This window comes from Phyllobacterium endophyticum, assembly GCF_003010935.1.
In the GTDB taxonomy this organism is placed as follows: domain Bacteria; phylum Pseudomonadota; class Alphaproteobacteria; order Rhizobiales; family Rhizobiaceae; genus Phyllobacterium; species Phyllobacterium endophyticum.
The window spans coordinates 1-23,496 of record NZ_PGGN01000006.1 but is presented as its reverse complement, the minus strand read 5'-3'; the positions used below and the strand labels follow the sequence as shown (position 1 = coordinate 23,496).

General features: G+C 57.7%; 20 protein-coding genes. 17 read left to right on the top strand and 3 right to left on the bottom strand.

Translation table 11 applies throughout. The features are described 5' to 3' along the window. Positions 1-251 precede the first annotated feature (251 nt). From CU100_RS23135 to CU100_RS23115, 5 genes are all read left to right on the top strand, one after another. Complete coding sequence (locus tag CU100_RS23135) at positions 252-1,187, top strand: peptidylprolyl isomerase (RefSeq protein ID WP_106719011.1); 936 nt, start codon at positions 252-254, stop codon at positions 1,185-1,187. Between the two features lie 79 nt (positions 1,188-1,266). Next, complete coding sequence (gene argJ / locus CU100_RS23130; protein WP_106719010.1) at positions 1,267-2,508, top strand: bifunctional glutamate N-acetyltransferase/amino-acid acetyltransferase ArgJ; 1,242 nt, start codon at positions 1,267-1,269, stop codon at positions 2,506-2,508. A 92-nt stretch (positions 2,509-2,600) separates the two neighbouring features. Next, a complete protein-coding gene (locus CU100_RS23125) occupies positions 2,601-3,353 on the top strand; it encodes a GNAT family N-acetyltransferase (protein WP_106719009.1) in 753 nt (250 codons plus the stop codon). Continuing rightward, positions 3,350-3,757 carry a (deoxy)nucleoside triphosphate pyrophosphohydrolase gene (locus tag CU100_RS23120; protein ID WP_106719008.1) on the top strand — a complete coding sequence of 136 codons (408 nt, stop codon included), beginning with the start codon at positions 3,350-3,352 and terminating at the stop codon, positions 3,755-3,757. Before CU100_RS23125 ends, CU100_RS23120 begins: the two co-directional genes overlap by 4 nt. Before the next feature lie 219 nt (positions 3,758-3,976). Then, positions 3,977-4,306, top strand: a complete 330-nt coding sequence (locus CU100_RS23115) for a hypothetical protein (RefSeq protein ID WP_106719007.1) — start codon at positions 3,977-3,979, stop codon at positions 4,304-4,306. A 12-nt stretch (positions 4,307-4,318) separates the two neighbouring features. Here the strand turns inward: CU100_RS23115 and CU100_RS23110 are convergent, their stop codons facing one another. Further along, on the bottom strand, positions 4,319-5,200 hold the full coding sequence (locus CU100_RS23110; protein WP_106719006.1) for a methyltransferase domain-containing protein: 882 nt from the start codon (positions 5,198-5,200) through the stop codon (positions 4,319-4,321). Positions 5,201-5,313: 113 nt separating this feature from the next. Here CU100_RS23110 and CU100_RS23105 point away from each other — a divergent pair, with 113 nt between their 5' ends. From CU100_RS23105 to CU100_RS23085, 5 genes are all read left to right on the top strand, one after another. Next, positions 5,314-6,081 (top strand): ComF family protein, encoded by a 768-nt coding sequence (locus CU100_RS23105; protein WP_106719005.1) that lies wholly within the window; start codon positions 5,314-5,316, stop codon positions 6,079-6,081. A gap of 187 nt (positions 6,082-6,268) precedes the next feature. After that, complete coding sequence (gene grxC / locus CU100_RS23100; protein WP_106719004.1) at positions 6,269-6,538, top strand: glutaredoxin 3; 270 nt, start codon at positions 6,269-6,271, stop codon at positions 6,536-6,538. A gap of 22 nt (positions 6,539-6,560) precedes the next feature. Next, positions 6,561-7,427 carry a carbon-nitrogen hydrolase family protein gene (locus tag CU100_RS23095; RefSeq protein ID WP_106719003.1) on the top strand — a complete coding sequence of 289 codons (867 nt, stop codon included), beginning with the start codon at positions 6,561-6,563 and terminating at the stop codon, positions 7,425-7,427. Continuing rightward, positions 7,424-7,837, top strand: a complete 414-nt coding sequence (locus tag CU100_RS23090; protein WP_106719002.1) for a DUF1178 family protein — start codon at positions 7,424-7,426, stop codon at positions 7,835-7,837. Before CU100_RS23095 ends, CU100_RS23090 begins: the two co-directional genes overlap by 4 nt. A gap of 64 nt (positions 7,838-7,901) precedes the next feature. Further along, positions 7,902-8,807: a DMT family transporter gene (locus CU100_RS23085; RefSeq protein ID WP_106719001.1), complete on the top strand. Its 906-nt coding sequence runs from the start codon at positions 7,902-7,904 to the stop codon at positions 8,805-8,807. A 2-nt stretch (positions 8,808-8,809) separates the two neighbouring features. On the opposite strand, the gene ubiG is transcribed toward CU100_RS23085, so the two are convergent. Beyond that, a complete protein-coding gene (gene ubiG / locus CU100_RS23080) occupies positions 8,810-9,553 on the bottom strand; it encodes a bifunctional 2-polyprenyl-6-hydroxyphenol methylase/3-demethylubiquinol 3-O-methyltransferase UbiG (protein WP_106719000.1) in 744 nt (247 codons plus the stop codon). A 188-nt stretch (positions 9,554-9,741) separates the two neighbouring features. Here ubiG and CU100_RS23075 point away from each other — a divergent pair, with 188 nt between their 5' ends. The 7 genes from CU100_RS23075 (at position 9,742) to CU100_RS23045 (ending at position 21,036) form a co-directional block, all read left to right on the top strand. Then, a complete protein-coding gene (locus CU100_RS23075) occupies positions 9,742-10,995 on the top strand; it encodes an aspartate kinase (protein WP_106718999.1) in 1,254 nt (417 codons plus the stop codon). A 150-nt stretch (positions 10,996-11,145) separates the two neighbouring features. Then, positions 11,146-13,386: a phosphoenolpyruvate--protein phosphotransferase gene (ptsP, locus tag CU100_RS23070; protein ID WP_106719216.1), complete on the top strand. Its 2,241-nt coding sequence runs from the start codon at positions 11,146-11,148 to the stop codon at positions 13,384-13,386. A gap of 31 nt (positions 13,387-13,417) precedes the next feature. After that, positions 13,418-14,473, top strand: a complete 1,056-nt coding sequence (gene prfA / locus CU100_RS23065) for a peptide chain release factor 1 (RefSeq protein WP_210280660.1) — start codon at positions 13,418-13,420, stop codon at positions 14,471-14,473. A 5-nt stretch (positions 14,474-14,478) separates the two neighbouring features. Next, positions 14,479-15,357, top strand: coding sequence for a peptide chain release factor N(5)-glutamine methyltransferase (prmC, locus tag CU100_RS23060; protein ID WP_407070372.1), 879 nt, complete (start codon positions 14,479-14,481; stop codon positions 15,355-15,357). A 284-nt stretch (positions 15,358-15,641) separates the two neighbouring features. Next, positions 15,642-16,502 (top strand): DUF4167 domain-containing protein, encoded by an 861-nt coding sequence (locus CU100_RS27775; RefSeq protein WP_106718996.1) that lies wholly within the window; start codon positions 15,642-15,644, stop codon positions 16,500-16,502. Positions 16,503-16,890: 388 nt separating this feature from the next. Continuing rightward, positions 16,891-19,503 carry an ATP-dependent chaperone ClpB gene (clpB, locus tag CU100_RS23050; protein WP_106718995.1) on the top strand — a complete coding sequence of 871 codons (2,613 nt, stop codon included), beginning with the start codon at positions 16,891-16,893 and terminating at the stop codon, positions 19,501-19,503. Between the two features lie 174 nt (positions 19,504-19,677). Then, the gene (locus CU100_RS23045; protein ID WP_106718994.1) at positions 19,678-21,036 is read left to right on the top strand and encodes a L,D-transpeptidase; all 1,359 of its coding nucleotides are present in this window, start codon (positions 19,678-19,680) and stop codon (positions 21,034-21,036) included. 14 nt (positions 21,037-21,050) lie between these two features. On the opposite strand, the gene CU100_RS23040 is transcribed toward CU100_RS23045, so the two are convergent. Then, entirely contained in the window at positions 21,051-23,000 is a 1,950-nt protein-coding gene (locus tag CU100_RS23040) for a M23 family metallopeptidase (RefSeq protein ID WP_106718993.1), read from the bottom strand. Positions 23,001-23,496: the final 496 nt, after the last annotated feature.

The window sequence follows — 23,496 nt, the reverse complement described above, 5'->3', positions numbered from 1 at the left end:
TACGTTTTGCCAGCTATTCTGGTATTTGAGGCGTCAAAACAGCGCGAAATGAAAGAGCCGATACAATGTGGACATCAAGTCCAAGGTATAAGTCGATCTGATCCCAAGCTATCTGGACGCAAAGCCGATGGACAGATAAGAGGGGGCACGAATTATGTCAATGTGGAGCGACAAGCGATCAATCGCAGCCTCGTGGCAAAATTCTGCCGTATTCATAGCCCGTACCGGTCCTCCCAAGGAGAAATTGACCCATGAACCAATTGCGTAAGACCCTTTCATTAATGACTGTCACTGCCCTTTTAACCGGTATTTCCCCCGTGATACTGCCCCAGAATTGGGCAATGGCCCAGGATGCGGCCACACCGGAACCCGCGAAACCGGATGCGGCAAAGACAGATGCAGCCAAATCAGATCCCGACAAGGTTCTGGCAACAATCGGCGGTATCAATATCACCAACAAGGAAGTCGACCAGATTTCCACGGACCTCGACCCACAATTCGCGAAGCTGCCCGATGATCAGCGGCGTTTGGCCGCCCTGGCAGCCATTATCGACATCAAGTCACTTGCAGCAAAAGCTGAAGCCGAGAAGCTTGACCAGACGCCTGAATTCAAGTCGCGACTGGAGTTCCTGAAGGATCGTGCGCTTCACAATGACTACTTCAAGCAGCAGGTTGTCGACAAGATCACCGATGCCGATATTCGTGCACGCTACGACAAGGAGATCGCTGCGATGCCTCCGCAAAGCGAAGTCCGCGCCCGTCACATTCTGGTGAAGACGAAGGAGGAAGCCGAGGCCATCATCAAGCAGCTGGATGGCGGAGCGAAATTTGAAGATGTCGCCAAGGAGAAGTCGACCGACGGCTCTGCCGCACAGGGCGGCGATCTCGGCTACTTCGGACCGGGCCAGATGGTGCCTGAATTCGAAAAGGCGGCGAACGCGCTTGAAATTGGCAAATATACTGAAACGCCGGTCCAGAGCCAGTTCGGCTTTCACATCATCAAGCTTGAGGACAAGCGTACCCAGCAGCCGCCGGCGTTCGATCAGGTCAAGGATCAGGTCAAGTCGATCCTCATTCGCGAACGCTACATGGAACTGGTCAAGAAGGAACGCGGCGACCTGAAGGTCGAATTCGCGGATCCTGCGACGGGCGCTGCCATCAAGGCCGCAACCGAAGCCCAGCAATAATACAATGCCTGGCTTATCTCCCCCCGTATGTGGGGGAGAGACGATCAGCGCCCACTTCGTCAACCCTTGCGAGGCCCCCATGTCCGCATCCGTCTCTCCGCTTGCTCCAAAACACTATCCTTCAATGCCGGGCATCCAGGGCGTGCGGATCGCCACCGCGGAGGCCGGAATAAAGTACAAGGGTCGCACGGATGTGCTGCTCATTGTATTCGACAGGCCAACGGCAGTTGCCGGCGTATTCACGCGGTCAAAATGCCCTTCCGCGGCAGTGGATTTCTGCCGGGCCAGTCTCGAAGGCGGAACGGCGCGCGCGGTCGTGGTGAATTCCGGCAATGCCAATGCCTTTACCGGAAAAAAGGGGCGCGAGTCCGCTAAAATGACTGCCGCTGCGGCTGCAAAAGCCGTGGGGGCCAAGCCCCACAGTATCTTTTTGGCCTCGACGGGCGTGATCGGCGAGCCGCTCGACGCCGGCAAGTTCAGCCACCTCCTGGCGGACATGGTGAACAACGCGGTTGCCGACCGCTGGCCAGACGCTGCAAGCGCCATCATGACGACGGATACGTTCCCTAAACTCTCGACAGAAACTGTCCTTCTTGGCGGCGTTCCGGTGACGATCAACGGCATCGCCAAGGGTGCGGGCATGATTGCTCCCGACATGGCGACAATGCTTTCATTCGTTGCGACCGATGCACCCATTGCGGCAGACGTCCTGCAGCGATTACTGTCCAAATCCGTCGGCAAGAGCTTCAATTCGGTGACTGTCGACAGCGATACCTCGACGTCGGACACGTTGCTTCTGTTCGCAACCGGATCGGCTGCCGAGCGCGGTGCAGAACCTGTGACAAAGCTCAAGGACAAGCGTCTCAAGCCTTTTGCCAAGGCGCTGGACCGCGTGCTGAAGGATCTTGCGCTGCAGGTGGTGAGGGACGGGGAGGGTGCACGCAAGATGCTGGAAATCAGTGTCACGGGTGCAACATCGTCGCGATCGGCCAAGCGGATTGCCCTGTCGATTGCCAATTCCCCGCTGGTCAAGACTGCGGCTGCCGGCGAGGATGCCAATTGGGGGCGCATCGTGATGGCTGTCGGCAAGGCTGGCGAACCGGCAGACCGCGACCGACTGGCAATCTCGTTCGGGGAGATACGTGTTGCTCGCGAAGGCGAGCGCGACCCCGACTATTCGGAAGCCGCCACCTCCGCTTACATGAAGAACGATGAGATAAAGATAAGCGTCGACATTGGCCTCGGCAAAGGCAAGGCCACGGTCTGGACTTGCGATCTGACCAAGGAATATGTGGCGATCAATGGCGATTATCGCAGCTGAAAGCCCAAAGACATCAGCCATGACGGGCTGCAAATGGCGTTTATCTGCGCTTCGGTGACGGATTTTCGTTTGGGCTTTAACAAGGATCGCGCATGCAATTAGCCCAGATCAGACAGTTCGAGGCGGTAGGATTCCGGTCGTGGCCGGCATCCTCCGTCCATTATGATGGGAGCTGGGCCATCAGAATGACAGCCAGCCACCCGTCCAAACGCCTCAATTCGGTCAACCCGCTTGACCCCGGCGACACGGATAATATGGAACAGCGCGTCACACGTGCAGCGCAGCGCTTTCGCGCTTATGGCCGCCCGCCGATCTTCCGTCAATCGCCGCTCGCGCCCGAAGCGCTCGACAGCTATCTGAACGAGTTGGGCTGGATAAGGTTCGACGAATCAATGGTCATGGCGGCTGATCTGAGCGAGATCGAGCTTGGCGATGCACTGGATCAAATTCCACTAAAGGACATAGGCCGTTTCATCGATGCTGCGCTCGAGGTTCAGAATGATGATCCAGCGCTCAAGCCCGGCCTGTTCGAAGTGATCAACGCAATTCGCCCAAGCAAGGGATTATTCGTCATCGAAGAAGGGGCCTTGCCGGTTTCAACGGCAATCTGCGTTCAGGACGGCGCCTTGGCCGGCCTCTTCAACATCGGAACGGCGGCAAGCCGCCGACGTGTGGGGCTCGGACGCACCATCATAAAATCAGCTTTGAAATGGGCCCTCCAGCAAGGCGCGAAGAAGGCTTGGCTACAGGTAGAAATGGCGAATACCGGGGCAATTGCACTCTACGAGCAGATGGGGTTCAGGGAAGCCTATCGCTATGCTTACAGGCGGGCTCCAGAGACATGAGCGAGCACCCGATCCTGCTGGTGACAGCCTGTGCGCTGGTTGACGCTGACGGCAGGGTTCTGTTGACGCAGCGCCCCGAAGGCAAGACGCTTGCCGGACTCTGGGAGTTTCCGGGCGGCAAGATGGACCCGGGTGAAACACCGGAAGAATGCCTGATACGCGAGTTGCACGAAGAACTTGGCATTGTCGTCAAACCCGCCTGCCTGGCGCCGCTGACCTTTGCCAGTCATACTTACGAAACGTTTCACCTTTTGATGCCATTGTTCATCTGCCGGCGCTATGAGGGAATTCCGCGTGGGATGGAGGGGCAGGTTCTCAAATGGGTCCGTCCCAGGGATATGCGCGATTATCCGATGCCGCCCGCGGATATTCCACTTATCCCGTTCTTGGTCGATCTCCTGTAATTTTTTCAAAATTCAAGCGCCGGTCGTATTCAGATTCTGACGGCCTGCAAGAGGCGCTTTTTGCGCTTCGGCGTGCAAAAATCACCGTTGTCATCGCGTGACAGCGTGTCTCTTAACAACCGCCGCGTGTATTCTTGCTGCGTTAACTCTGATGCTTAATTGATCCTTCACCTGATTGAGCGAGTTTTAGTTAATCTTGACGCGTATTTCAGGTGGGGCATGGGGCGAAAGAACGACTATCTCGATGATGATCTGTTGCAACCGAGTGTTCTTTCAGGTGCAGCCGGAGGAATCTTGAGGATTACCCTGTTGTTCGGATCCGCCGCCGTCGCGTTGGCGCTGGTCATTGCGCCCCTCGCGGATCGCGGTTCGCAAGCGGTGGTCGACTATTCGACCAGCCGATCGATCGACGAAATCCAGACTGGCTCGATCAAGAAGGCGGACCCGGTGACCACCTCGACCTATACGATCCGGCGCAGTGTTTTGCAGCCTTCGCCTTCGGCGGTCTGCATCATCGCAAGCGACGGCACAAGATCCGGCGACTGCTAGAGCCTCAAGAACCTACTTTTTCTCGGCATCCTTGAGAAAATCAGCCAGCGATGCCTTGGCAGACCCAGGCTTGAGAGGCTTCTGCTGAGATTCGTGCGCGGCCCAACCGGACATCCAGACGAATGAGAAAGTTGCCCGGATACGGCCGTCTGGATCGCTGAAGCGCTGTGCATATAGTTCGGCAACCCGCATGAAGAAGCTGCGCGTCAAGGGCCGGCGCGAGCGTCCGATGAGAACATTCTGCATCCCCATGGCACGAAGGTCTCGCATCAGGGCGAAGGCCGAGTCGTAGCGCACGGTATAGGTTTCTATATCGGTGACAGGCAGGGTAAAGCCCGCACGCTGCAGCAGACCGCCGACATCGCGGACATCGGCAAAGGGTGCGACACGGGGTGAGGCGCCGCCATAAATCTCGCTTTCGGCGACCAGCAGGCACTCCCGCAGCTCCGCCAAGGTATTTTCGCCAGCCATTGCACCGAGGAGCAGGCCATCGGGTTTCAGCGCGCGACGGATCTGCACGAGAGCGCCCGGCGTATCATTGGTCAGGTGGAGCGATAAGAGCGAGACGATCAGATCGATGCTGCCGGGTTTTAGCGGCAGAAATTCCTCATCCGCGACAATCGCCGGAAAGTCGCCATCGAGGAAGGGCGCTCCCCGTTCTACTCGCACAATCATCGCGGCTTTGCCCGAACGCCTCAACGCCTGCGCGGCGAGATCCGTGTGGCTTGCCAGGTCAACGGCGATATCAAAGTTTCGCTCGACTGCGGAGAGCCGCTCTTCCAAATCCTCCGCGGCCCGGACGAGGAGAAAATCCGCAGCGCTGCCATGCTGTTGCAGGGCACGCAACCGTCTTGTCAGCAATAGATTCCTATCGAAAACCTGGTGGCGATCCATTCCGGATTTCTCTGTTGTCTGTATAGTCTTCAATTTTACTGCGATCCCGGAGGCAAGCCTCTACACAGATCTGCCCGAATTGCCTTAGATGCGTCGCCGAGGAGCGAATTGCAATGAAAACTGTCGGACGAGGCGCAGGGCTTCTTACGCGAAACGTGGCGCAACAGCTATTCGGGCTGATGTTCCCGCCGGTTTGCGCAGGTTGTGAGAAGCACGTCGCCCAGCCCGGGTCATTGTGCGGTCAATGCTGGTCCAAAGTGCGCTTTATCGAGAAACCCTATTGTCCGGTGCTCGGCATCCCCTTCAGCCATGATCTTGGCGCTGAAATCCTTTCCGCGGAAGCGATAGCCGAGCCGCCGCCATTCCGGCACGCCCGATCCGTTGCCGTGCACGAAGGTGTAATTCGCGACATGGTGCATCGGCTCAAATATAATGACCGCACTGATCTGGGTCCATGGATGGCCGGCTGGATGGAACGGGCCGGCGGGGAGTTGCTCGACAATTGCGACATCATCGTCCCAGTGCCGCTGCATGCGTGGCGTTTCTGGTTCCGCAGGTTCAACCAATCGGCGGAACTGGCCCGGCATCTGGCGCGGTCGAGCGGAAAAATATTCGATCCCGATGCGCTCAAGCGTACCAAGCAGACGAAACAGCAGGTGGGACTCGGCCTCAAGGAGCGTGTGATCAATGTGCGTGGTGCATTCAAGGTGCCGGTTGCGCAGGAGATCAAGGTGCGCGGCCGCAATGTCCTTCTGATCGATGATGTCTATACGACCGGAGCAACGGTGAAGGCTGCCTCGCGCGCTCTGCTCAGGGGCGGTGCGGCAAATGTCGATGTCCTGACATTCGGCCGTGTGCTCTCGAAGGAACTGTCCCTTTAAGCTGCAATGTCGTTTTCCTGCGTTCCGGTGCTCATGTGGCAGTGGAAAACTCCGCTTCACCGCTCAAGACAGCAATTGCCGCACATCAAGTTGGTTAATTCGCCTATGATGCCGCTTGTGCTCAAAAAAACAGCTCTTTTCGCCTGAAGCTTTGATGCCTATATAGAATGGCAAACGGAGCTTTCTAATGGTTGATGTGACAATTTACACACGTAATGGTTGTGGCTTTTGTACAGCCGCCAAGAGTCTCTTGTCGGAAAAAGGTGCCGCGTTCACCGAGCACAACGCCTCTATCGAACCTTCAGCCCGTCAGGAAATGCTGGCACGGTCAAATGGCCGTACGACATTTCCGCAAGTGTTCATCGGCAGAACCCATGTTGGTGGCTGCGATGACCTCTATGCGCTGGAAAACCAGGGCCGTCTCGATGGGTTGTTGAAGACCGGCGAACTTGCTTGAATGACGACTTGAGGACGATGATATGAGTTCATTTCGCGCTGCCGCCATCCAGATGCGCTCGGGCATAGACCCTGAGCGCAATGCCGCCGATCTCGCGACTTATATTGCGGATGCCGCGAGCCGGGGTGCCGTGTATATACAGACCCCGGAAATGACCGGGGCGTTGCAGCGTGACCGCAAATCGCTGGCAAGTGTCCTGAAAGGCGAGAGCGAGGATATCATCGTCCGCACCGCTTCGGAGCTTGCCGCCAAACATGGTATCCATCTTCATATTGGATCGACTGCAATTGCCCGCGACGATGGCAAGATAGCCAATCGGGCTTTTCTGTTTGGCCCGGATGGGAATGTCCTGACCAGATACGACAAGATTCATATGTTCGACGTCGATCTCGACAATGGTGAAAGCTGGCGCGAGTCCGCCGTCTACGCCCCGGGCGGCGATACGGTCGTCATCGACCTGCCTTTTGCCAGGCTCGGATTTGCAATCTGCTACGACGTGCGGTTTCCGCAACTTTTTCGTGCGCAAGCCCTGGCCGGCGCATCCGTGATTTCGGCGCCCGCCGCCTTTACCCGACAGACCGGCGAAGCGCACTGGCACGTGCTACAGCGGGCGCGGGCTATCGAGAATGGTGCCTTCATGATCTCGGCGGCCCAAGGCGGCGTGCATGAGGATGGACGGGAAACCTATGGCCACTCGATGATCGTCGCGCCTTGGGGCGAAATCCTGGCCGAGGCCGATCACGCGGAACCTGGAGTTATTGTCGCGCAGGTCGATCCGGCATTGAGCGCTGCGGCGCGCGCGAAAGTGCCCAATCTGAAGAATGCCAGGCCATTCGGCGTTGTCGTTGAAAACGATGGCCAGGCGACGAGGTTCAACGCCGCATCATGATTCGCTTCTCTCTTCGGTGCGAGCAAGACCACGAGTTCGAAGGCTGGTTTCGCAACAATGACGACTTCGATACCCAGGTCGAGAAGCACTTCGTTTCTTGCCCGCTGTGCAATTCGTACAAGGTCGAAAAAGCCTTGATGGCACCGTCGGTTGCGACCAGCCGCCGACAAGAAAAAATCGCCATCGCGATGAGCAAGATGGCAAGTGAGTTGCGTGAAATGGCGAAGAAGGTTCGCGAAAATTCCGATTATGTTGGCAGTGATTTTGCCGAAGAGGCCCGGAAAATTCACTTCGGCGAGGCTGAACAACGCGGTATTTACGGAGAGGCAACGCCCGACGAAGTGGAATCACTCGTGGATGACGGTGTGGATGTCATGCCGCTTCCGGTCTTTCCCGACGATCACAATTGAACTTGATAGGCCGGGGACGATCTCTATGGTGCCGTAGTCAATTCTGACTCGCCGGATGATTTCCATGTCCTTTCTGAACTCCGCCCCCGCGCTGCTGCTCCTCACCGGCGCTTTTCTCGGACTGACGCTGCCATTCGGCAAGTTGGCTTTTGCCGCGGGCATTGCGCCATCACTTTGGGCGTTCGTTATCTCGGTCGGCGCCGGGACGGTGCTTCTGGCAGCCTTCCTTCTCATGGGAAAGCGTCCGCGTATCGATGCGCACAGGGCGCGCTACTATGTCATTGCCGCTCTGATCTCCTATGCCATTCCCAACCTCATGACCCTTTCGGCAATCCCGCATCTCGGCTCCGGGTTTACGGGGATCATGTATACATTGTCGCCAGTGTTCACGCTGCTTCTGTCAATCCTCTTGAGGATGCGCAGTCCCAATTTCCTTGGACTTGCCGGCATATTCGTTGGCTTCGCCGGGGCGGTCCTCGTGGGGTTTACCCGCGGTCAGGTCGGCCAGCCGGCGGAACCCCTCTGGGTCGCAATCGGCCTGCTCATCCCGGTGCTGCTTGCGCTCGGAAACGTTTATCGCACGATCGATTGGCCGAAAGATGCCGACCCGACCGAACTTGCGGCGGGGAGCCACCTGACCACGGCGGTGCTGCTGGTTCCGATCATTTTCCTGATGACGGGAACATTCCCTGTTACTCCGCTCGGCAGCGTTCCCTGGCTTGTGATCGTGCAGGTCCTGACGTCCGCCTGCATGTTTGCGCTGTACTTCCGGTTGCAGGCAGTCGGCGGGCCGGTGTATCTCAGCCAGATCGGCTATGTCGGGGCGGCAGTCGCGCTGCTGGCGGGCACGCTTTTTCTCGGCGAGGTATACCAACTCGCGACCTGGATCGGCGCGGCGATCATCACTGTCGGCGTCCTGATGACGACGAAGGCGCAGCAACAGATGGCAGGAGAGACTTCAACGTCCTGATCCTAGGGCCTCGTTGCCAGAACCATGTAGTTGACACTCGTGTCGTTCGATCTGTTCCAGCTGTCCGCCAACGGATTGTAACTGACGCCGGTAATTTCGACGACGTGCAGACCGGAGCGTGACAGTGCGGCCTCGAGCTCTTCCGGTCGCACCAGTTTCTCGTATTGATGCGTCCCGCGCGGCAACCAGCGGAGCACATATTCCGCACCGAATATGGCAAGGCCGAGCGCCTTCAGGGTTCTGTTGATAGTGGCGACGAACGTCATGCCACCGGGTTTGACCATTTGCGAACAGGCAGAAATGTAGAGCTCGACATCGGCAACATGTTCGACGACTTCCATATTCAGGACGACGTCGAACTGTTCTCCCGCATCGGCGAGAGCTTCTGCCGTCGTTGCGCGATAATCGATCGAAAGCCCGCTCTGCGCGGCATGGATCTTCGCAACTTCGATGTTCGTTTCGCCCGCATCGGCGCCAACGACGGTCGCCCCCAGGCGCGCCATGGGTTCGCACAGGAGGCCGCCGCCGCAGCCGATGTCAAGAATGCGCAGGCCCGCGAAAGGCGCCGGGACATTCGGATCAATGCCATAATGGGCGCAGACCTTCTCCTTGATATAGGCAAGACGGGTCGGGTTGAACTTGTGCAGCGGCCGGAATTTCCCTTGAGGGTTCCACCATTCGGCTGCCATGCGCGAAAAACGCTCGATTTCCGCGGCATCGATTGTCGTGCGCTCTGCTGTCGCCATCGGTTTGTCCTCGTTCCTGCTTCGAGTGGCCTCGTAAGACAAAAAATGTCAAGTCTCAAATCGCGCCCTGTTCTTGCAGTCTGGTGATAATTTCGATATGTGAGCCGCATTCAATTGGCGGGTGGCTGTCTGATTTATGCGGCGCACCCATCCAGTTTATTTCAGGCATTCCAGAACGGTACCTTCCCATGGCACGCATCGTGATGAAATTCGGCGGCACTTCGGTGGCCGATATCGACCGCATCCGCAATGTGGCAAGGCATGTCAAACGTGAGGTCGATGCCGGACATGAGGTCGCGGTCGTCGTTTCCGCCATGGCCGGGAAGACCAATGAACTTGTTGCCTGGACCCGGCAGACGTCGCCAATGCACGACGCGCGCGAATATGATGCCATCGTCGCATCGGGCGAGCAGGTGACGGCGGGCCTGCTTGCAATCGCGCTGCAAGCGATGGGGGTGCATGCCCGTTCCTGGCAAGGCTGGCAGATTCCCATAAAGACTGACAACGCGCATGGAGCGGCCCGGATTCTCGACATTGACGGTTCGTTCCTGATCGAGCGGTTCGCGGAAGGTCAGGTGGCTGTGATCTCCGGTTTTCAGGGTATCGGACCTGACAATCGCATTTCCACGCTCGGACGCGGCGGTTCAGACACGAGCGCGGTTGCCATCGCTGCTTCGGTCAAAGCCGATCGATGTGATATCTATACCGACGTGGACGGCGTTTATACGACCGACCCCCGCGTCGAACCAAAGGCTCGCCGGCTCTCGCGGATATCGTTCGAAGAAATGCTGGAAATGGCTTCACTCGGCGCCAAAGTGTTGCAGGTTCGCTCCGTCGAGCTCGCCATGGTGCATAAGGTGCGCACCTTTGTAAGGTCCAGTTTCGAAGATCCCGATGCGCCGGGCATGGGTGATCTCATCAATCCGCCCGGAACACTCATTTGCGACGAGGAAGAAATCGTGGAACAGCAGGTTGTCACAGGAATTGCCTACGCCAAGGACGAAGCCCAGATCTCGCTGCGCCGCGTCGCCGACCGCCCCGGCATATCAGCTGCGATTTTCGGCCCGCTGGCGGAATCGCATATCAACGTCGACATGATCGTCCAGAACGTTTCGGAAGACGGTACCAAGACGGACATGACCTTTACCGTACCCTCGGGCGATCTCGACAAAGCTCTCGTGGTGCTCGAAAACGTGAAGGCGGAGATCGGCTGCGATATCATCCAGTCTGAAGCCGGCATGGTCAAAGTCTCCGTCATCGGCATCGGCATGCGCAGCCATGCCGGCGTTGCCGCGACGGCGTTTCGTGCGCTGGCGGACAAAGGGATCAATATCCGGGCCATCACCACTTCCGAGATAAAAATTTCCATCCTTATCGATGGTCCCTATGCGGAACTTGCCGTACGTACTTTGCATTCCGTGTATGGTCTGGATAAGCATTAGGTCGTGACCTAGAATCAAGAAAATGTTTGTCGGCTGCATCGCTGGCTGACATGATGAATCGAACGCGGCTAGGCCATCCGGTCTTGCCGGTATCGTTATGGAGAAGGGCTCCAAGTGCCAACGCGCGAGCAGACAACAGGTCCCCGTGTCATGCTGAAGCGTCTCCGCGAATTGATGGCGGAGGCCCTTGAGCCGCAGGAGAGGCTTGACCGGATTGTTCGCGACATCGCGCAAAACATGGTCGCGGAAGTGTGTTCGTTTTACGTGCTGCGCTCCGACGGGGTTCTGGAACTCTACGCAACCGAAGGCTTGAATCCGTCCGCTGTCCACCTGGCGCAGTTGCGATTGGGCCAGGGGCTTGTCGGTACCATTGCAGCGAGTGCCCGGCCGCTCAATCTGACCGATGCGCAGACCCACCCCGCATTCGCCTATCTGCCGGAGACCGGGGAGGAGATATACAATTCCTTCCTGGGCGTGCCAATCCTCCGCGCCGGACGCACGCTCGGTGTCCTTGTGGTACAGAACCGGACCAAGCGTGTGTACCGCGAAGATGAAGTTGAAGCGCTCGAGACGACGGCGATGGTGCTGGCGGAAATGGTCGCCGCAGGCAGCCTGACCCGGCTCGCGCGTCCAGGTGTCGAACTAGACATGGGCAAGCCGATGAGCTTCAGCGGCAGCGCCTTCAATGATGGCGTTGGGCTCGGGCACGTCGTTTTGCATGAGCCGCGTATCGTCGTTACCAATCTCTTCAACGAGAACATCGATACGGAAATCGACCGGCTCGAGAGTTCGCTCGGTTCGCTGCGGATATCGATCGACGATATGCTGTCGCGCCGTGACGTCGCCTTCGAGGGCGAGCATCGTGAAGTGCTCGAAGCCTATCGCATGTTCGCCCATGATACCGGATGGGTGCGGCGTCTCGAAGAAGCTATCCGGAACGGGCTTACCGCAGAAGCTGCAGTGGAGAAAGTCCAGAGCGATACCCGCGCCCGCATGATGCACCTGACCGATCCCTATATGCGCGAGCGGCTGAGCGACTTCGACGATCTCGCCAATCGTTTGCTGCGCCAGCTTATGGGACGGGATGTCAAGACCATGGCCGGTTCGCTCGCCAAGGACGCGATCATCATTGCCCGCTCGATGGGCGCAGCAGAGCTTCTGGATTATCCACGTGAACGGCTGCGGGGCCTTGTGCTTGAAGATGGCGCCGCGACGAGCCATGTGGTGATCGTTGCCCGCGCCATGGGCATTCCCGTTGCGGGACAGGTCAAGGGCGTCGTCTCCATGGCGGAAAACAATGACGCCGTTATCGTCGATGGCGACGACGGGCGCGTTCATCTGCGTCCGCAAGCGGACGTGGAAGCCGCCTATTCGGAAAAGGTCAAGTTCCGGGCCAAGCGCCAGGCGCTTTACCGGGAATTGCGCGATCAACCTTCCCTGACGAAGGATGGTACACACATCTCGCTCCTGATGAACGCGGGGCTGCTCGTCGATCTGCCGCAGCTGGCCGAAGCCGGCGCTGCCGGCATCGGGCTCTTTCGCACCGAACTGCAGTTCATGGTTGCTTCGACGTTCCCGCGTGCCGAACAGCAGGAGCGGCTCTATCGCTCGGTTCTCGACGCCGCGGGCGAAAAACCGGTGACATTCCGGACGCTCGATATAGGCGGAGACAAGGTGCTGCCCTATTTCCGCAGCGACGCCAACGAGGAAAACCCTGCCATGGGCTGGCGGGCGATCCGCCTTACGCTTGACCGTCCCGGCTTGCTGCGCACGCAGGTCCGCGCATTGTTGAAGGCCGCGGGCGGGCGCGAGCTTCGCCTGATGCTGCCGATGGTCACGGAGGTGGCGGAAGTTCGCAAGGCGAGCGAGCTCATCAATCGCGAGGTTCAGCATCTGTCGCGCTTCGCGTACAATCTTCCAACACGCGTCAAGATCGGCGCCATGGTCGAGGTGCCATCGCTGCTCTGGCAATTGGATGAGTTGATGTCCGTTGTTGACTTCGTCTCGGTCGGTTCGAATGACCTGTTCCAATTCGTCATGGCAGTCGACCGGGGCAACTCGATCATTACCAACCGGTTCGACAACCTGTCCGTACCGTTCCTGCGCGTATTGCGTCAGATTGCCGATGCCGGAAACCGCAACAACACCGATGTGACGCTTTGCGGCGAAATGGCGGGAAAACCGCTCTCTGCCATGGCGCTTATCGGACTTGGATATCGCTCGATCTCGATGTCCCCGGCATCCATCGGCCCTATAAAGGCCATGCTCGGCACGCTTGACGTGGCCGAATTGAGCGCGCAACTCGCCGATGCGATCGACAACCACGGCGAAACAGGATCGCTGCGCCACGTCCTGACCAAGTACGCAGAGCGAGCAGGCGTTCCATTGTGAGGTTTGAGTGAGTTCTATTCCGCAGGATCGTATGGATCAACTGCTGAAGCGTTTCTCCATGATGGAGACGCAGATGGCGAGCAATCCCGACTCCGACACCTATGTGAAGCTTGCCTCGGAATATTTCGAGCTCGAGCCTGTCGTCGCCAAGATTCGCGAGCTGCTTGCTGCGCGCGGCGAAGCCGATGGATTGCGGGCGATGCTCGATGACAGTGCCACTGACAAGGACATGCGCGAGCTTGCCGAAGCCGAACTCCCCGAAATCGAGGAGCGTGTCGAGGAACTGGAAAAAGATATCCAGGTTCTGCTCCTGCCGAAGGACGTCGCCGATGAGCGCAACGCGATCCTCGAGATTCGCGCCGGCACCGGCGGTTCGGAAGCGGCGTTGTTTGGTGGCGATCTCTTTCGCATGTACGAACGCTATGCGGCTTCCAATGGCTGGCGCGTCGAACTTATCTCTGCAAGCGAGGGGGAGGCTGGCGGCTACAAGGAAGTCATCGCGATGGTTTCAGGCAAGGGGGTCTTTGCCAAGCTGAAGTTCGAATCCGGTGTGCACCGGGTGCAACGCGTTCCTGATACCGAAGCGAGCGGCCGAATCCATACGTCGGCTGCGACCGTAGCAGTGCTGCCGGAAGCAGAAGAAATCGATATCGATATACGTCCCGATGATATCCGCATCGATACGATGCGCGCATCGGGATCGGGCGGTCAGCACGTCAACACGACCGACTCTGCCGTGCGCATCACGCATATCCCTTCGGGCATTGTCGTCGTGCAGGCGGAAAAGTCGCAGCACCAGAACCGCGCCCGAGCCATGCAGGTGCTGCGTTCGCGCCTGTTCGACATGCAACGCCAGAAAGCCGATAGCGAGCGCTCGGAGGCGCGGCGCAGCCAAGTCGGTTCAGGTGATCGTTCCGAACGAATTCGTACCTATAATTTCCCGCAGGGCCGCGTCACCGACCACCGCATCAACCTGACGCTATACAAGCTCGATCGCATCATGGAAGGCGATCTGGATGAACTCATCGGTGCGCTGATATCCGATTACCAGACGGCCTTGCTGGCCCAGATGAACGAAAGCTTCTGAGTGCCATGGAAAAGGACGGAACGCGCCTTGCCGACTTGCACAAAGAGGCGCGTCTCCGGCTTTTGAAAACGCAAATCGAAACCCCCGATCTGGACGCGAGATTGCTGGTCGAATGGGTAACCGGATGTGATCGGCTCGAAGTGATCCGAAACCCGGCTCATGCCATCGACAGCCAAACGGCAGAGCGGCTTCACACGATTCTCGCCCGGCGAATCAACGGCGAATCAGTACACCGCATCATCGGCAGGCGGGCTTTCCATGGCATAGAACTAGGGCTTTCTCCCGATACACTCGAACCCCGCCCGGACACCGAAGCTCTGGTCGAACTGGCGATTCCGTTCTTGCGCCAGCGGATCGAAGAGCAGGGTGTTTCAGATTTGATAGACCTTGGAACAGGGACAGGTGCGATAGCTCTGGCGCTGCTCGATCAACTGCGTCAACTGCGTGCGGTTGGCGTCGATATTTCCACAGGAGCCCTTGATACTGCACGCGACAATGCCCAACTAAACAATGTATCTGATCGTTTTGCCGGCCTTCATTCGGATTGGTTTTCTAATGTAAGTGGCTCATTCGACATGATTATTTCCAACCCGCCCTACATACCGACCGCCGACTTACAAGGCTTGCAGACGGAAGTAGCGCGGCATGATCCGGTGAAAGCCCTCGATGGCGGCCCAGATGGACTTGCCCCCTATCGGATCATCGCCAGGCAATCGCGGCGGTGCCTGAGGCAGGGTGGTGCGGTTGCCTTGGAAGTGGGCGCGGAACAGCGCAGTGACGTAGAGGCGATTTTTTCCAGGGAGAGTTTCGCTTTGGTTACTGTCCAGAAGGATATTGGTGGGCACGAAAGAGCGCTTTTGTTCACACCAATGGAAAAAGATTGAAAAAAGGCTTGGAATTTGCCGTGAACACGGCTAGTTTCCGGTTACCGCTCTAAACCGAAACAAATCTGGTCTGCCTATCAAGCAATTGGTACGGAATTCCAGATGTTTGATTTCTCGTCGGAAATAGCTTTGGGGAATCGGTTTTTGCGGAAGCACAAAAGTTTTATGAACTTTGGATGCGATCGGAGCGCGGGGCGCGCTTCAGGTCGGCACTTGAGAAGCGAAGCTTTTTGACTCAAATGGTGAGCAAATTAGCGCCCCTAATTTTCTGAAAAGAGATAAGTATGAGGCCAGTACAGCAGAATAGGCGCATGCGCGGACGCGGTAACAACAATAACCGCAGTAAGGGTCCCAACCCATTATCCCGTAACTACGAGAGCAACGGTCCCGATGTCAAAATCCGGGGGAACGCTCAGCACGTCGCCGAAAAATATACTACTCTTGCACGGGATGCACAGAGCGCCGGCGACCGCGTGATGGCTGAAAACTATCTCCAGCACGCCGAGCATTATAATCGAATAATACTTGCAGCTCAGGCTCAAGCGCCCGTCCAGTATCAACGCGATGATCAGGATCAGGATCAGGACGATGAGAACGGTTATGACGACGATGGCATGAACAATGGCAACGGCGGCAACGGCAATGATAGTGATCGTCAGGAAGTTCCAGAACGCCAGGAATTCTCCCAGCGCCAGGAACGTCCGCAACGGCAAGACCGCCAGGACAGGCCCGAACGTCAGGATCGCCCGGAGCGCCAGGACCGTTCGGAACGCCACGATCGACATGAACGGCAGGACCGGCAAGAACGTGTGGTACATCAGCCAATCAATGGCAGTGGACCACAGCCGATCATTCAGGGCACCCCCGCCGAAGTCGTTTATGACGATGACACTGCCAGTCAGCGCCAGCCGCAACCCCAGCGTCAGCCGGTTGAAAATGGTTCTGCAGTGGCCGAGGACGCGCCTGCTGAAGCAAAACCCGCACGCCGCGCACCGCGTGGGCGCCGGCCGGCCCGTCCGCGTGAACCAGGCGTGGAGGAGAATGCGGCTGAAGCAAGTGCTCCAGAAACCGCCAATGATCTTTCGCCAGCCGGTATTGTGGCCGAGGTAAAGAAGCGCAGAGCTGCGGCTGGATCCGACGTCTGATCTCATCGGATTGAAGCTTTTTGCGCCACTCGCAGGGGAACCTGCGGGTGGCGTTTTGATTTTTGGAAGTGGCCGAGACACTTCAACTAAAGTCCTTCTCGGGCTGTGCGCGGTTCGAGGGCTGACCGTGATAATGCTCCCCGACTCCTTGCCGACATCCTGGCTGCTTGGAACGTCCCAAGCGTGAAAGGCGAGCGTGGCAAAGGAGGGGCCTCTTGTGGTAAATTACCGGGCTAGGTACGTGATAAAAGCCAGACCTTCGATCTTGCAGGCTGCGGACAATATTCCCATATTCGCATCGAGCGAATGGGTCTGCCTCTTGCAGGGGACCCGTCACCAACACGCCATCCAGTGCCGGAATCGGGCTGGACGGTAAAAGGAGACAGAGATGAATATAGAGAAATATACAGAGCGCGTCCGCGGCTTCATACAATCGGCACAGACTTTCGCCCTCTCTTCCAGCCATCAGCAATTTGCGCCGGAGCACTTGCTCAAGGTGCTCGTCGATGACGAGGAAGGGCTTGCCGCATCGTTGATCGAGCGGGCGGGCGGTCGCATAGCTGATGTGCGGCTCGGGCTGCAGGCTGCGCTAGACGCATTGCCGAAAGTAACCGGCGGTAACGGCCAGCTTTACCTGGCTCAGCCGCTTGCCAAGGTTTTCACGACCGCGGAGGAGCTTGCTCAAAAAGCCGGTGACAGCTTCGTCACTGTCGAGCGCCTGTTGACTGCTCTGGCGATCGAGAAGTCCGCCAAGACTTCCGAGATATTGAGCCGCGCCGGTGTGACCGCTGCGGGCCTCAATGCCGTGATCAATGATATCCGCAAGGGCCGGACTGCTGATTCCGCCTCTGCGGAGAACAGCTATGATGCCTTGAAGAAATATGCACGCGATTTGACGGCCGATGCACGGGCGGGCAGGCTCGATCCCGTCATTGGACGCGATGATGAAATACGCCGAACCATTCAAGTCCTGTCGCGGCGCACCAAGAACAATCCGGTGCTGATTGGCGAGCCTGGGGTTGGCAAGACGGCAATTGCCGAAGGCTTGGCGTTGCGCATCGTCAATGGTGACGTGCCGGAATCGCTGAAAGACAAGCAGTTGATGGCGCTGGATATGGGTGCTTTGATCGCCGGGGCGAAATATCGCGGTGAATTCGAGGAGCGGCTGAAAGCCGTTCTGTCCGAAGTGACTTCAGCCAATGGCGAAATCATCCTGTTCATCGACGAGATGCACACGCTTGTCGGTGCGGGCAAGAGCGAAGGCGCCATGGATGCGTCCAACCTCCTGAAACCCGCCTTGGCTCGCGGTGAACTTCACTGCGTCGGCGCCACGACTCTCGACGAGTATCGCAAGCACGTGGAAAAGGATGCGGCTTTGGCTCGCCGGTTCCAGCCGGTGTTTGTCGATGAGCCGACAGTAGAGGATACCGTTTCGATCTTGCGCGGTCTGAAGGAAAAATACGAGCAGCACCACAAGGTGCGGATTTCCGATTCGGCGCTCGTTGCGGCGGCGACGTTGTCAAACCGGTACATCACGGATCGGTTTTTGCCCGACAAGGCAATCGACCTGATTGACGAAGGCGCGGCGCGGCTTCGGATGCAGGTCGATTCAAAACCGGAAGAACTGGACGAGATCGACCGGCGCATCATGCAGCTCAAGATCGAACGTGAAGCGTTGAAGGTCGAAAAGGACGATGCTTCCCGGGATCGCCTTGAGCGGCTGGAGAAGGAACTCGCCGATCTGGAAGAGCAGTCGACGGCGATTACCAACACCTGGCAGGCCGAAAAGCAAAAGCTCGGTCATGCGGCCGACCTGAAGCGTCAGCTCGACGATGCACGCAATGCGCTGGCCTCTGCCCAGCGTAACGGTGAATTTCAGAAAGCGGGCGAGCTTGCCTACGGAAAAATCCCGCAGCTGGAGAAGCAGCTTGCAGAGGCCGAACAGCATGACGGTTCAACGTCGATGGTGGAAGAAATCGTCACTCCGGATCATATCGCTCAGGTTGTTTCGCGCTGGACAGGAATTCCGGTGGACCGGATGCTGGAAGGCGAACGGGAAAAGCTGCTGCGCATGGAAGATGAACTCGCCAAGCGGGTTGTCGGGCAGGGAGAAGCAGTTCAGGCTGTATCGAAGGCCATTCGCCGCGCGCGTGCCGGCTTGCAGGACCCGAACCGGCCCATCGGCTCGTTCATCTTCCTGGGACCAACAGGTGTCGGCAAGACGGAGCTGACGAAAACGCTGGCTTCGTTCCTGTTCTCCGACGAGACGGCAATGGTTCGCCTCGACATGTCCGAATATATGGAGAAGCATTCGGTATCGCGCCTGATCGGCGCACCACCCGGCTATGTCGGCTATGAAGAAGGTGGTGCTCTTACCGAAGCTGTCCGGCGCCGGCCCTACCAGGTGGTTCTCTTCGACGAAATCGAGAAGGCTCATCCGGACGTCTTCAACGTGCTTCTGCAGGTACTTGACGATGGACGTCTGACCGATGGTCAGGGACGCACGGTCGACTTCCGCAACACACTGATCATCATGACGTCGAACCTTGGCGCAGAATATCTTGTCGGGTTGGGCGAGGGCCAGGATGTCGGAGAGGTTCGAGAAGAGGTGATGAACGTGGTCAGAGCCTCATTCCGTCCTGAATTCCTCAATCGCGTGGATGAAATCATCCTTTTCCACAGGTTGCAGCGCAAGGAGATGGGCAAGATCGTGGCTATCCAGCTGCGGCACCTTCAATCGCTTCTCACAGATCGCAAGATCGTCCTGAGTATCGATGATGATGCCACGAACTGGCTGGCCGAAAAGGGCTATGATCCTGCGTATGGAGCGCGGCCATTGAAACGCGTAATACAGAAGGAGGTTCAGGATCCGCTGGCGGAAAAGATCCTGCTCGGCGAGATACTGGATGGTTCGACGGTCAAGATCACGGCGGGATCGGACCGGCTCAACTTCAAGCCGGCCAAATCCACCGCCGAACGTGAAAAGGCCGAGGCTGCGTGATCACGCTTCGATCGGATTGAAACAAAGAGGATGGCCGCCACCGGGCGGCCATTTTCATGTCTCGTTCATCCAATAAATGCAACGATAGAAGTGTCTCGGCATTAACCATAAAGACAGAAAAGTCGGTCATTTATGCTTAACGGCGAGTTATCAGTTAAACCGGAAGCGGCAAGCATGGCGTTCTACCTTCAATCGACACTCGGAATTTTGCTGCTGGCTGCGGCCGGCATCTTCGTGCCAGAAGCCGCGCAGGCTGAACCTGTTGCACCTCGCGCCAAAGACGCGGGTCCATATGACGTTGCACAATGGTTCGAGCCGCGCGAGCGGCGCCAGGCTTACCGGTCCTATTTCGATGAGTATGGCCGTAGGGTCACAGTGGATCGCCGCGGCCGGATCGTCTCCATCGAAGAAGCGCAACCGAGTGAAAACACGGATTATTTTCCCGATGCGCCGCAAGATCCCTATGATACTGGTGCCATAGCGAACGATCCTTACGCCCCTTCCAACGCGCTGCCATCCGAACAGGATTATGGCAGTATCGATCGCGAACCGCTGCCGCCTGCCAATGGCGAGAGCGATTTCATCGATCCGGCAATGCCTGGAGACGGGCTGACGGATGCTCCTCAACAGGAGCAGATACCGGTTCATCCCGATCCGGCGCCGACAATCGAACTGCCGAAGGGACAGGGTGCTAAAGCCAAGATCGCCGCCATCCAGGTCCTGCTGGATCGCATAGGCGTGTCACCGGGTGTTATAGATGGTCACAAGGGCGGAAATGTCGATAAAGCCGTGGCGGCCTTCGAGGAAATGACAGGGCAGCAATTCGACCCTCTCAACGAAGAAGGGATCAACGCGTCGCTGGAACAGACCGGCGGCCCGGCGTTCAAATCCTACACGATCACGTCGGAAGATGCCGCTTATCCGTTCGTTGCATCCATTCCCGAAGATTACAGCCACAAGGCGCAACTTGAACGCATGGCGTTTACATCGGTGACTGAATTGCTTGCCGAGCGATTCCACATGGATGAGAACTATCTGAAAGAAATCAATCCAGGCGGGGACTTCAACACGCCGGGTGTTGCGATACAGGTGGCCAATACTGGCCAGGATGCTGGCGGTGCCGTGACGCGCATCATCGCCGACAAGGGGCGCAAACAGGTTCGCGGCTATAATGCTGAAGGAAAGCTGGTGGTTGCCTACCCCGCAACGATCGGATCCACAGATACTCCATCGCCTTCGGGAACCGTACAGGTCGAGCGCATCGCACTCAATCCGAACTATACGTACAATCCCAAGATCAACTTCAAGCAGGGCGAGAACAACTCGGTCCTGACCATACCGCCGGGGCCGAACGGCCCAGTCGGTACTGTCTGGATAGCCCTGTCGAAGCCGACCTATGGCATACACGGCACGCCGGAACCTTCGAAGATAGGCAAGACGAACAGCCATGGCTGCGTGCGGCTGACGAACTGGGACGCAACGGAATTGTCCAAGCTGGTCCAAAAAGGCGTGACGGTTGAATTCCAGGAATAGATGCTGGCGCGCCGCTAGCCGCTGGCCGCGACCTTGGTTCCCCGCGTATTGTCATCCTTGAGCAGTTGATCGATCCGTTCCCGTTCGCGTTTGAATGCTATCAGGTCATCGCCTCCAAGCGCTCCGCCACTTGGCAGGCGGATGCGCATCGGATCTACCTTGGAGCCATTGACGATCACCTCGTAATGAAGGTGCGGCCCCGTCGAAAGACCGGTCGAACCAAGGAAACCGATAACCTGGCCCTGTCTGACCTTCGCTCCCGGGGCAACGCCGCTGGCTATGGCATTCTGGTGCGAATAGCTGCTTTCATAGCCATTGGAATGGCGGATGATGGTTTGATTGCCGTAGCCGTTCGTCCAGCCGGCGCGCTCGACGACACCGTTGCCCGCAGCGATGATCGGCGTGCCGCGGGGCGCTGACCAATCCACCCCGGTGTGCATCCTGGAGTATCCCAGAATCGGATGGCGGCGCATGCCGAAGGGTGAGCGGAAGACTCCGTTCGGGACCGGCTTGCGTAACAGGAACTGTTTGGAGCTCTTTCCATCTTCGTCGTAATAGTCGGTGTTGCCGTCCTTGCCGTGGAAACGATAAAACTTCTTCAAGTCGCCGCCGAAATTCGCCGCGACGTAGAGTATCTCCGAATCGTCGCCTGCTTTCTCCGAATCCGCCGGAAGTGAGAACAACGCCTCCAGCTGATCGGTCGGCGATAGTTGCGACTGAAAATCGACCTCCGAAGCAAGCATCCTGATGAGCTGCTTGATCATGGGATCTGTCATCCCATAGGCAATACCGGCACGGTAAATTCCATCATATACCGTGGGCAGGTCTTCAGAACGGCGCGCGGCAGGCGGATTATCGTCGAAGGCGACCTGCAGTCCCGGGGTCATTTCCGGTTCGTCCGCCGGGACATATTGCTCGTGATCGTTGAGGGCGATTGTCAGCACATGCGTGGAACCATTGTAAACGCTCGCTCGCATGATCCGGTCGACGTCGTTTTGCGATTCTATGCCAAGCCGCAGGACACTGCCGCTTTTCAAGCGCGGAGAATTCAACAGTTTTGCGATCGCCTCCGACATCCCCGTTGCATCGGCGTTTTCATGGCCGGCGTCATTCAGCGCGCCGAGGATATCCTTGTCGCTCCGGAACGGAATGAGTTCCTCCGAATAACCTGCGCTCTCGGCATCATCCGAGAGACGCGGGAAAACGCTGACATTTTCCTGGATAATCCTGGCCGTAAGCTGGCTACGCAAATTGAACGGGTCTTCGTCCGTGCCGAAGCGCTGGGGATCGACATAGTGGAGGGATGCAACCTGAATGGCTCCGTCGGTCAAAAGAGAGCCGGTGTTGCGGACAACTTCTTCCACCTCATCGACGCTCAAATCGTCCGATGGATCATATTGAGCAGTGGCCAAGGGGAAATCGAGGGTACGAAGGCTCACTTCGCTTTCGACCTTGGCGCCGTAGATCAAACCGGTCTTTGGCGTCGGATCAGTACCTTCATTGGCCTCCGCGAAGACGTCGAGAGGATTGAAGGAAGGATATCGGCGGTTCGTATTGTGGACATCGGCAAGTGCGATATGGACGAATTCAAAGGGCACCGTGCGAATGACGTCACGCTCGCCGTCCTTAAACATTGTCGAGACGTCGAGCCGCCGGCGGTCGCGATTCTTCTGGATCGGCGTCGTTGCCGCAACCCGCGCACCCTTGACGCCGTCGGAACTCCCGGGATCAGGCATGGCGTTGCGCGCCATCAGTTCCGGCGGTGTCGCCAGCTGTTCCCGGCCGTCGAGCGCTGCGAACAGTGCCACACCCATCAGTATGCTCGACGTAATACCCGTGAGAAAGGTGCCGGCCAGCCAGCGCGCAGAGATCTCGCGCCGATCCGGCGGACCCCGACGGCCGTCCGTAATCAACGGCGGCTCGTTGCCCGGATCGATCGATGAGTGCCCCTCGTAATCGTTCATACTGTTAAAAGTCGATCCTGTCGCCGTTGTAGAAAATGCGGGCTCTGAGAGATTTCGGCGCTCGCCGATCAGCCTTATGCTGGTGTGAAATCGATTTGGGACGCAGTTTTGCCCCCGCAGCCGATCTATGTCAACGCGCCGCCCCGAACGGCCCTGTGTAAACGGTGAGTGGTTCCCGCAAGAAGTTGGCACTACCCTTCGCATGCGAAGGCACCGCTAAGATTTGAATTGGGCATGTTTGTGGCCGGGCCGGTCACAATCCACTTTGTCCGCAGTGACGAGGGCAATAAACCGTCTCATATCGCAAGGGGTAGAAGAACCCTGTCACATATTTCACATTTTCTTCAAAATCGGTGTTGACAGTTTTGCGGGGTGGGGTCTATATACCGACACAACGAGGGCGGGGCGCCGCTGGCGGTTGCCGAATGCGCCCTATGGTTTGGTTGCTGGTTTGCTTTGCTTTCTGGTTGATCGATCGGTTCTTGTGACAAGATTA

What these genes read in the sequence shown, in the direction of transcription:
- CU100_RS23110 (WP_106719006.1), bottom strand. Translation starts at nt 5,200, where the DNA reads ATGGATCGCCACCAGGTTTTCGATAGGAATCTATTGCTGACAAGACGG.
- prmC (WP_407070372.1), top strand. Translation starts at nt 14,479, where the DNA reads ATGGAAAAGGACGGAACGCGCCTTGCCGACTTGCACAAAGAGGCGCGT.
- CU100_RS23115 (WP_106719007.1), top strand. Translation starts at nt 3,977, where the DNA reads ATGGGGCGAAAGAACGACTATCTCGATGATGATCTGTTGCAACCGAGT.
- CU100_RS23095 (WP_106719003.1), top strand. Translation starts at nt 6,561, where the DNA reads ATGAGTTCATTTCGCGCTGCCGCCATCCAGATGCGCTCGGGCATAGAC.
- CU100_RS23105 (WP_106719005.1), top strand. Translation starts at nt 5,314, where the DNA reads ATGAAAACTGTCGGACGAGGCGCAGGGCTTCTTACGCGAAACGTGGCG.
- argJ (WP_106719010.1), top strand. Translation starts at nt 1,267, where the DNA reads ATGTCCGCATCCGTCTCTCCGCTTGCTCCAAAACACTATCCTTCAATG.
- CU100_RS23085 (WP_106719001.1), top strand. Translation starts at nt 7,902, where the DNA reads ATGTCCTTTCTGAACTCCGCCCCCGCGCTGCTGCTCCTCACCGGCGCT.
- grxC (WP_106719004.1), top strand. Translation starts at nt 6,269, where the DNA reads ATGGTTGATGTGACAATTTACACACGTAATGGTTGTGGCTTTTGTACA.
- CU100_RS23125 (WP_106719009.1), top strand. Translation starts at nt 2,601, where the DNA reads ATGCAATTAGCCCAGATCAGACAGTTCGAGGCGGTAGGATTCCGGTCG.
- clpB (WP_106718995.1), top strand. Translation starts at nt 16,891, where the DNA reads ATGAATATAGAGAAATATACAGAGCGCGTCCGCGGCTTCATACAATCG.
- CU100_RS23135 (WP_106719011.1), top strand. Translation starts at nt 252, where the DNA reads ATGAACCAATTGCGTAAGACCCTTTCATTAATGACTGTCACTGCCCTT.
- CU100_RS23120 (WP_106719008.1), top strand. Translation starts at nt 3,350, where the DNA reads ATGAGCGAGCACCCGATCCTGCTGGTGACAGCCTGTGCGCTGGTTGAC.
- prfA (WP_210280660.1), top strand. Translation starts at nt 13,418, where the DNA reads ATGGATCAACTGCTGAAGCGTTTCTCCATGATGGAGACGCAGATGGCG.
- CU100_RS23040 (WP_106718993.1), bottom strand. Translation starts at nt 23,000, where the DNA reads ATGAACGATTACGAGGGGCACTCATCGATCGATCCGGGCAACGAGCCG.
- CU100_RS23090 (WP_106719002.1), top strand. Translation starts at nt 7,424, where the DNA reads ATGATTCGCTTCTCTCTTCGGTGCGAGCAAGACCACGAGTTCGAAGGC.
- CU100_RS23045 (WP_106718994.1), top strand. Translation starts at nt 19,678, where the DNA reads ATGGCGTTCTACCTTCAATCGACACTCGGAATTTTGCTGCTGGCTGCG.
- CU100_RS27775 (WP_106718996.1), top strand. Translation starts at nt 15,642, where the DNA reads ATGAGGCCAGTACAGCAGAATAGGCGCATGCGCGGACGCGGTAACAAC.
- ptsP (WP_106719216.1), top strand. Translation starts at nt 11,146, where the DNA reads ATGCTGAAGCGTCTCCGCGAATTGATGGCGGAGGCCCTTGAGCCGCAG.
- CU100_RS23075 (WP_106718999.1), top strand. Translation starts at nt 9,742, where the DNA reads ATGGCACGCATCGTGATGAAATTCGGCGGCACTTCGGTGGCCGATATC.
- ubiG (WP_106719000.1), bottom strand. Translation starts at nt 9,553, where the DNA reads ATGGCGACAGCAGAGCGCACGACAATCGATGCCGCGGAAATCGAGCGT.